At 47.7% G+C, this 1,233-nt stretch carries 1 protein-coding gene; it reads left to right on the top strand.

Annotated features, from left to right (window positions below; all coding sequences use genetic code 11):
• Window positions 1-63 precede the first annotated feature (63 nt).
• Window positions 64-1,217 (top strand): IS3 family transposase gene (locus tag HCX92_RS14705; protein WP_371808431.1). Its coding sequence is split into 2 segments (ribosomal slippage): window positions 64-307 and window positions 307-1,217, totalling 1,155 coding nucleotides; the frame shifts between segments, so codons are not numbered across the junction.
• Window positions 1,218-1,233: the final 16 nt, after the last annotated feature.

Genomic DNA, 1,233 nt, shown 5'->3' with positions numbered 1-1,233 from the left:
TTGAATCGGCCAGGGTTTACTAGACACTTTTTAGCCTCATAATATCGTCTTAAGGAGATGTTTATGAGCAAGGCAAGATTTACAGAAGAATTTAAACTTGAAGCCATCAAGCAAATTACAGAGCAAGGCCGTTCTGTGGCTGAAGTAGCGGACAGACTGGGCGTATCAACCCACAGTCTTTATGCTTGGATCAAGCGTTACAACAAGCCTTTAGAACAGCGCCAGTTTGAGTCCAATGAGGTAGCAGAATTAAAACGCTTGCGAGCCGAGGTAAAACGACTGACCGAAGAGCGAGATATATTAAAAAAGGCCGCCGCGTACTTTGCCAAGGAATCCGGCTAAAGTACGCGTTTATTCAGCAGCATTCCGTCTATTACCCAGTGCGCAGACTTTGCCATGTTCTCAATGTTCACCCAAGTGGCTACTACGCCTGGAAGCGCAATAGCCACAGCACACGTCATCATGAGGATCAGAGATTGTTGAGCCTGATGGAAGCATCGTGGACTGAGAGTGGCCGAGTGTATGGTTATCGCAAAGTACACCACGATTTGCGTGCTTTAGGCGAACACTGTAGCCGTCACCGAGTGGCACGCTTGATGCGCAGTCAAAGCTGGCGTGCACAGGTAGGTTATCGACGACGTTCAGGGTATTACGGTGGCGCTCGGCACAACATCGTAGCGAACGTATTAGACCGTCAATTCGATGTAGCAGCACCTAATCTGGCGTGGGTCACAGACATTACCTATATCCGCACCTATGAAGGATGGTTATATTTAGCCGTTGTCGTGGATTTATTTTCACGGCAGGTTGTTGGTTGGTCGATGGATTCCCGGATGGAGAAGGACTTGGTTTTACAAGCGCTATTAGCGGCCGTATGGCGCAGAAAACCGAAGCAAACCGTCTTGGTACATTCCGATCAGGGTAGCCAATTCACTAGCCACGAATGGGCCTCGTTTCTTACTATGCACAACCTTCAACCGAGTATGAGTCGGCGGGGAAACTGCCATGATAATGCCGTTGCCGAAAGTTTTTTTCAGCTGTTAAAGCGTGAACGGATTAAACGAAAGATCTACAAAACCCGAGAACTGGCACGGCAAGATATCTTTGACTACATTGAAATGTTTTACAATCCAATCCGTCGACATAGTCATGCAGCGAATCTTTCGCCTGTGAACTACGAGCGGCAATACTTTTCTGAGGCAACAAACTGTCTATGAAAGCCTGGCCGATTCA

The sequence above is a fragment of the Advenella sp. EE-W14 genome (genome assembly GCF_012923605.1).
Classification (GTDB): Bacteria; Pseudomonadota; Gammaproteobacteria; order Burkholderiales; family Burkholderiaceae_B; genus Advenella; species Advenella alkanexedens.
This window is presented reverse-complemented; position numbering and strand designations above follow the sequence as displayed.